This window comes from Ciceribacter sp. RN22 (assembly GCF_024054295.1).
Lineage (GTDB): Bacteria > Pseudomonadota > Alphaproteobacteria > Rhizobiales > Rhizobiaceae > Allorhizobium > Allorhizobium lividum.
This window is the reverse complement of record NZ_JAMXLD010000033.1, coordinates 22,998-30,012: the sequence shown is the minus strand read 5'-3', so window position 1 is coordinate 30,012 and position 7,015 is coordinate 22,998. Positions and strand designations below refer to the sequence as shown.

Sequence of the window (7,015 nt, the reverse complement as noted above, 5' to 3'; positions counted from 1 at the left end):
GTCTTCTGCTGCGTGAAGCCGATGGTGAGCGAGGCCGAGCCGAGCGACCCGCCGTCTCCGGCCTGCTGGAGCGCCGTGCCGGCCTTATAGGCTGCAAGGGCGGTGGGGGCGAGCGAGTAGAGGCCGTTGGCATCGCCGAGCCCGGAGGCGGAATCGGCAAGCTGCTGGCCGGCAGAGATCAGGCTCGACTGGACGTTGAGGCTGATGCCGGCGAAGAACTCCTCGTGCCGATGGGCATAGTTCGTCTCGTCCTGCGCGGAGAGAAGATTGATGTCGTTGAGTGCGTAGAGGGCTATGTCCTGCCCCGCCTCGACCTTTGCCGCCTGCAGGTTGACGTCGTTGCCGGCCGTGATGGTGACGTCGCCTGCGGCCGAGAGCGTGGAGAGCGCATTGGTGCCGGAGGACTGCGTGACCTGGTCCTCGGCCGAGCCGTAGCCGATGCCGATCGAGGCCGAGCCGCTGCCCGACGAGAGGCTGATGCCGAAGCCGGAACGCTTCTCCGTCTCCTGTGACATGGCGCTTTCGGAGCCCGGCGTCACGTTGACGTCACGCGCGGCGGAAAGCGCGATGTCGCCGCCGGCGGCAATGCCGGAGCCGACGATGTCGATGTCGCGAGCGCGGGCGGTGACGGAGACGTTGCCGCCGGCCGTGATCGTGGAGGCGGCATTGACGACGGTGCTGCCGCTCTTTTCCTTCTCCTCCTCGCCCCAGATCGAGAAGAAGCCGTCGCCCGAGCCGGCGAAGAGGCCGGAGGTCTCCTTGCCGATCGCGAGGTCGTGCGCCTCCTGCGCGCCGATGATGGCGACGCTCTCCCCGGAAATCGCGATGTCCTCGCCCGCCGTGACCTCGGAACCGGCGATGGCGACCGTCTTGTCCGCGTAAAGCGTCACACTGCCCGAGGCGCCGAGACGGGAGGCGACGGTCGCCTCGTCGTGGACCTCCGACGACCATTCATTGCTTTGCAGGAAACCGTGTCCGCGGGACTGCGTATCCTGATCGAGCACGTCCTTGCCGGAGCTGACGACGATGTTGCCGCCGGCGGCGATGGTGAGGTCGGCCGTCTTGTCGGCGCTGCCGGCCTCGACCGTGGAGGCGGAGACCGTCATGTCGTTTCCGGCGGAAATGGCAACGCCGCTCTCGCCCCGGATCGCGGAGCCGGAGGCCGTCTCGATGGCGATATGGCTGTCGGTATGGGCTCCATTGCCGGACTTGTTGTGCAGGTCGTAGGTTTCTTGGTCGATCGCCTCGGCGATCGTCACGTTTCCGGCGGCCCGGAGGTCGACCGCCTCGCCGGCGGCGATGCTGCTGCCGATGATGGTGAGGTCGCCCGCGCCGGAACCGCCGGCGGAAACCGCGACATTGCCGCCCGCGGTGATCTCGGCGCCGGCATTGACGATGCGCTCGCCGGAATTGGCGCCGAACTGAACGGAGCTCCGGTTTGCGACCGCGGTGATGTTCACGTCGCCGCCGGCGACGATGGCGGCATCGCCACCCGCACCGAGAGCGGAGCCGGAAAGAAGCACGTCCCTTCCGGCTCCGACCCTCATGTCGCCGCCGGAGGTGAGCTGCGACATCTGCTGCGTGGTGGTGGCGGTGGTCGTATAGCCGTCGTCGGTGCCGCGCTTGACGTCCTTCGTCACGACGCTGACCGAACCGTTTTCTGCGGTGACGCCGAGTGCACCGCCGGCACTTGCCGAACTGCCGATGATAGTGACGTCATTCGTTGCGCTGACGGCGAGATTGCCGCCGGCATTCACCCGCGTGCCGGTGGCGTTTTCCGAGCCGCCGTTCTCGACCTTGACCGCATCGAGCGTCACGTCGCGGCCGGCAAGAAGCGCACTTCCGTCGACCTCGACGCCCGCGCCCGTAAGCTTCAGGGTGTCGCCGGCCTTCAGCACGGCATTGCCGCCGGCATCGACCATGGCATTCGGATTGACGACGCTCGCACCGCCGATATCGACGGACTGGGCGGTGAGCGTGATCGTGCGGGACGCGTCGAGCCGGAGGTCGTTGCCCGCGACGAAGCTGCCGCCGTTCGCCGCAATCGTCGTCGCGGCGAGCCGCAGGTCGCCCTTGGCGGCGATCGTCCCGGAATTGTCAACCGCCCCGACATTCATCGTCAGCGAGCCGCCGGAGATCAGCGCACCGGACGCCGTGAGCGTCGCCCGGTCGGCATCGGCGACGTAGACGGTCGGCACGAGGACTTCGATGCCGGCGACCATCCTCTTCTCGTACCAGACGAGCGTTCCGGTGAGCGAGGCGGCGAGTTCGGGCGACAACTGTTCGCCGATCGCAAGACCGTGTGCTCTGGCGAACTCGATCCCGCGGTCGAGCAGCACCTTCATCTGCTCGATGGCATCGCTGCCCGGAACGAAGGAGCCCTTGCCGAGCCCCTGGCCGGCGAGCTGGCGCAATTGCACGTCGACGAGTTCGTTCTCGAAATAGGCGTCGCCGAGGAACGGCACCTCGCGCTCCGGCTTGTAGCCGATGCGGTCGATGAAGTAGCCCGAGCCGTAGAACCTGCCGACGTCGAGGAATTCCGCGCGGGTCTCGTAGAGGAAGACCTGGCCGGGGACCGTCCCGCCGAACCCGCCCGAGCCCGGCTTCGGAACCGACGTGGCGAGCGCTGCGAGCATGTCGGCGGAGGCGAGCGGAAGCGCACCGGGCTGCAGGCCGGTTCCGGCCCCGGAAACCCCGGCTCCGGCAAGGAGGCCGCCGAGCGCCGCGTTTGGCGTGAACAAGGCGCCGCCCGCCGTCAGCCCGGCAAGGGCGGCGGTCGGATCGGCCGGATCGGTCGACGGCGCAAGAACGGCATGGCCGGCGATCGATCCGGCGGCAGAGGTGTTGTTGACGGTGGCAAACCCGCTGATGTCGAGATTGCCGGCCGCCTTGATGTTGGCGGATGCGAGGCTGACGGCCTCGACGTTTCCGAGCACCGAAGTGCCGTTCGCCATGTCCTTCGACGGGTTGCGTCTGCCCTTGGCGTCATAGGCTTCGCAGGCGCCCTGCGCATGGCATTCCAGCGTGGTCGTGCGGGTTGCCATGACGCCTTCGTTGTTGAGCGTCTCACCCTTGAGGGCGGCATTGCCTTCCGCTTCGATCGAACTGCTGGAATTGTTCAGCACGGTCGCGTCGATCATGAGATTGCGGCCGGTGTGGATCAGGGCTTCCGGCGCAAGCTCGCCGTCGAAGACCTCCTGGGTGACCGTCTGGCCGATATAGGCGGCCTCGTCCCGGCTATAGGTCGTGCTGGTGTCGTGCGGCTTGCCCTGCTCCACGACGACGAAGTACTTCGACGGGTTATCCGGATCGAGTGTGATATTGCCGTCGGCGTCGCGCGGCACACGATCGGCAATCCAGTTGCGGATGGTGGTTGACCCTGTCGGCCCCTGGGCCGAGATCCAGGTCCAGGCGTGATAGGAACTGCCGTCGGCGAGGACCGTGCGCGACCAAAGCCTGTCCTGGTAGTCTTCCCATAGCTGGCGCGGCAGGTCGGGGAAGATGTAATCTCTCGAAGTGTCATCGTTCCAGCCTTGGTAGAGCTGCATGAACGGTTCGTCGGCGACATCCGGATTGAGCCGGAATTCGCCGGCCGTACCCGTCAGGACAACGACTTCCTTCAGGCCGGGGACGAAGAGCCTCTTGTTGGTGAGGTTCTCCGTGGTGATGAACGCGTCGCGTCCAGCCTTGATGAGGCCGGAGACGTTGGTGACGGAACGGTTGCGTGCCCCGTCGGCATCGGCGGCGATCGTCAGGTCGTTTCCGACGAGGATCGCCCCCTGGTCGTTGAAGAGGTCGCCCTCGACAAGCAGGCGCCCGTCATTGCCGGCATAGACGAGCCCGGTCGGCGTATTCGTCAGATTGCCGGAGACGTTGACGGTCAGGTCATTGCCCGCGGCGAGCTGGCCCGTATTGGAGAGCGAGGCGAGCGTCAGCGTGAGATCGTTTGCGGCAAGCAGTGCGGTCGCGGGGGTCGTGGTGATGGTCTGCGCGGAGATCGCGATATCGCCGGTGCCGCCATCAGCGGTCACGGCGCGGATGTTTGCCGCCGAGACGTCAGCCAAGCCGCTCAGATTGAGGCTGACACCTCCGAAGGTGAGCGTGCTTCCGGAAAGATCGGCGCTTCCCGCATCGACGGTGAGGGTCCCGGCGGTCGCAAGCTTGCCGCGATTGTTACTGAGATCGAGGTGCTGCAGGGAAAGCGCGATATCGCCCTTGGCGACCGTGTCGCGATCGAGACTGATCGTGCCCTGATCGGCACGCAGATCGACGCCGGCGAAACTCCGCAGGCTGTCATAGCCGATGTCCTGGAGAGCACGGGCCTTAAGGTCGCCGCCGCTCACCAGCTGGTCGGCCAAAATCGAGCCGGTCCTCGCGAGAAGGGTCATGTCACCGGCGCCGGCCGTCAGGACCAGCGAGCCGCCGGAATGCTCCGTTGCGGCAAAGTCGACGCCGGAGACGAGCGTTCCGAGCGTGATGGCGTTCGCGTTCAGGAGCGCGTTGCCCCCGACGAGCGACTGACCGGCAAGGTTGATCGCGCCTGCCGCCGTTGCGCTGAGGTCGCCGTGTACGAGAGCGTTCCCGGAAACCCCGCCGGCGGCGTTCAGCTTGGCATCACCCGACGATAGCAGATCAGCAATCCCGATATCACCAGCGCTCGCGGTGAGCACGAGAGTGCGGGCAGGCTTTCCGAGAGCGACACTGCCGTTCTCGAGTGCGGCAAGATCGACGCCCGCCGCCGCCAGCCCGGCGCTTATGGTGGAACCGGTCACCGACAGGTCGGATGCGGAGAGAAGCTGACCGGTGACGACAGTATCGCCGACGATTGCCGCTTCGGCATGACTGGTGGCGTTGCCGGCGCGGAAGCTGTTCGACAGGACGTCGAGCCTGCCTGCGGAGAGCAAGGTCGCTGCCTCGACGAGGCCGGATGCCGTGAGCGACATCGAACCGGCATCGGTCCGCAGGACAAATGGCCCGCCTGCCCGTTCGGTTGCGGCAAAGTCCACACCGGAAACGAGGCTCTCCGTCTTTATCGAGGAGCCGGCAAGCCGGACATCGCCGGAGGCCAGCGACTGGCCGGAAAGTGTGATCGCGCCGCGGGCGTCGACATCCATCGTGCCATGGCTGACCGCGCTGGTCGTGATATTGCCGGCTGCCGTCACCGCCATATCTCCGGCCGACAGCAGACTTCCGGCAGCCACGTCGCCCGCCGTCGCCGCGAGCCTCATGTCCCCCGTGCCCGCAAGCAGGATCGCGCCGGTCGGCGAAGCAGCCGTCGCGGCAAGGTCTACGCCCGACACAATGGCTCCCGCATGAATGCCTGCACCCGAGATCGTGACGTCTCCGGCGCCGAGGACCTGGCCGGCGACGCGGGTGTCGCCTGCGATCAAGATGCCACTATGCCCAGTGATGCCACTGGCGACGAGCAGGCCCGCCCTTGCGGCGAGATCGCCCGATGTCAGGATCGATCCGACCTCGATTGTGCCGGCACCGGCCGTCAGACGCATGTCGCCGCCGGTCTTGAGCACGATCGTACCCGATGGGGACGCACCGGTCGCCGCGAAGTCGACACCGGACACGACGCTTGCGGCCTTCAGGCTTCCGGCGGAAGCGACGAGCTTCCCGCCGGCAAGCAGGTCGCCGACAATGCCGATCTCGCGCCCTGCCGTCAGCGTCATGTTATTGAAGCTGACGAGCGAAGCGGCGTTGATCGCGCCCGACGTGGCCGTAATCTGGAGAGCGCCGCCAGTCTTGGCCATCCCCGAAAGGGCAATATTGCCCGACGAAGCGGAAAGCCGGATCGCACCATCGGCCAGGACCTGCCCGGCGGTGATCCCCGCGCCAGCCTGCATGACGGCATCCCTGCCCGCGGAGACCTGGCCTGCAGCAATGGCGCCGGACGCCGTCAGCTCCATATTGCCGAGACTTGCAAGCTCGCCGGCAACAGAGACGAGGCCGCCCGTCGCGATCAGCACATCCCCGTCGGCCGCGACGGTGTGCAAGGTGACGCCGCTTGCGGCCTTCACCGTCACCCGGCTCTTCGACGTGATCTTCTTCGCCTCAACCTGCCGGCTCTTCGACCGGATATCCACGCCGTCCCGGCCGGACGCGTTGCCGAGCGAAATCCTGCCATCGGCCGACAGCGTCAATGCGCCCGCATTGGCGACCATGTCGTTGCGCATCCTGACACCGGCGCCCTTGTCGGTGACGGCGATCCTGATCCGGTCGGCCTGCATGGCGCCGAGCGCCGAGCCGTCAATGGCGAATTCGGAAGCATCATCGGCCCCGGCAAGTCCGGTCGCCTCGCCGGTCGCATAGTCGAAGCGGTTGCGTCCGGTCGTGATCCTGAGATCCTTCCCGTTGACAGGCCCGTCGATGCGAACCGTCCGCGAGACGATGTCGAAGAGATCGACAGCCCCCTCGCCGCCGGCAAAATTGCCACCCTTCGTGCCGAAGGTGACGTCGCCACCTCGCACCGTAAAGCCCAAAAGGCGTCCCGTCGCATCGATGTCCGGCGTACCGGTGGTCAGCGTCGCGCGCGGCGTATTGATGAAACCGCAGCCGTCGCAGGTAATCCCGTTCGGATTGGCGACGATGACGTCGGCGCGGCCACCGAACACCTCCGTCGGGCCGAGAAGCGCACTGCGGCCGCCGCTCGTCACCTCGTTCAGAATGACGGTCGCCGGGCCACTGTTGCGCAGGTTCGGATTGCCCGGCGTCACGCCGCCGAGTTTCGAGATACCGGTTTCTGCATTGGAGTTGTTGAGGATCAACCCGGGCGTGCCGACGTTGTAGGCGCCGTATTTGTTGTGCGAGAGCCCACGTCCGTTCGGCGTCACGATGTCAACGAGAGGCACGCCGTTCGGCGCCGTCCCGACCGTCGGCCTGTTTGCAGAGGCGGCCCCGCCGTCCGGGGTGATCGCCTGGGCCTGAACGAGAGCCGGATGCAGGGCGAGGACTGCGCTGAGCAAACTCGCCACCGAACGATGTACAATCTTCGAAGACATTCGAATTC

1 protein-coding gene is annotated in these 7,015 nt (G+C 66.6%); it reads right to left on the bottom strand.

The features are described 5' to 3' along the window. Nucleotides 1–7,007 (bottom strand): hemagglutinin repeat-containing protein (locus tag NHF53_RS23845; RefSeq protein WP_252836429.1); only part of this gene is annotated, 7,007 nt, incomplete at its 3' end. Nucleotides 7,008–7,015 lie beyond the last annotated feature (8 nt).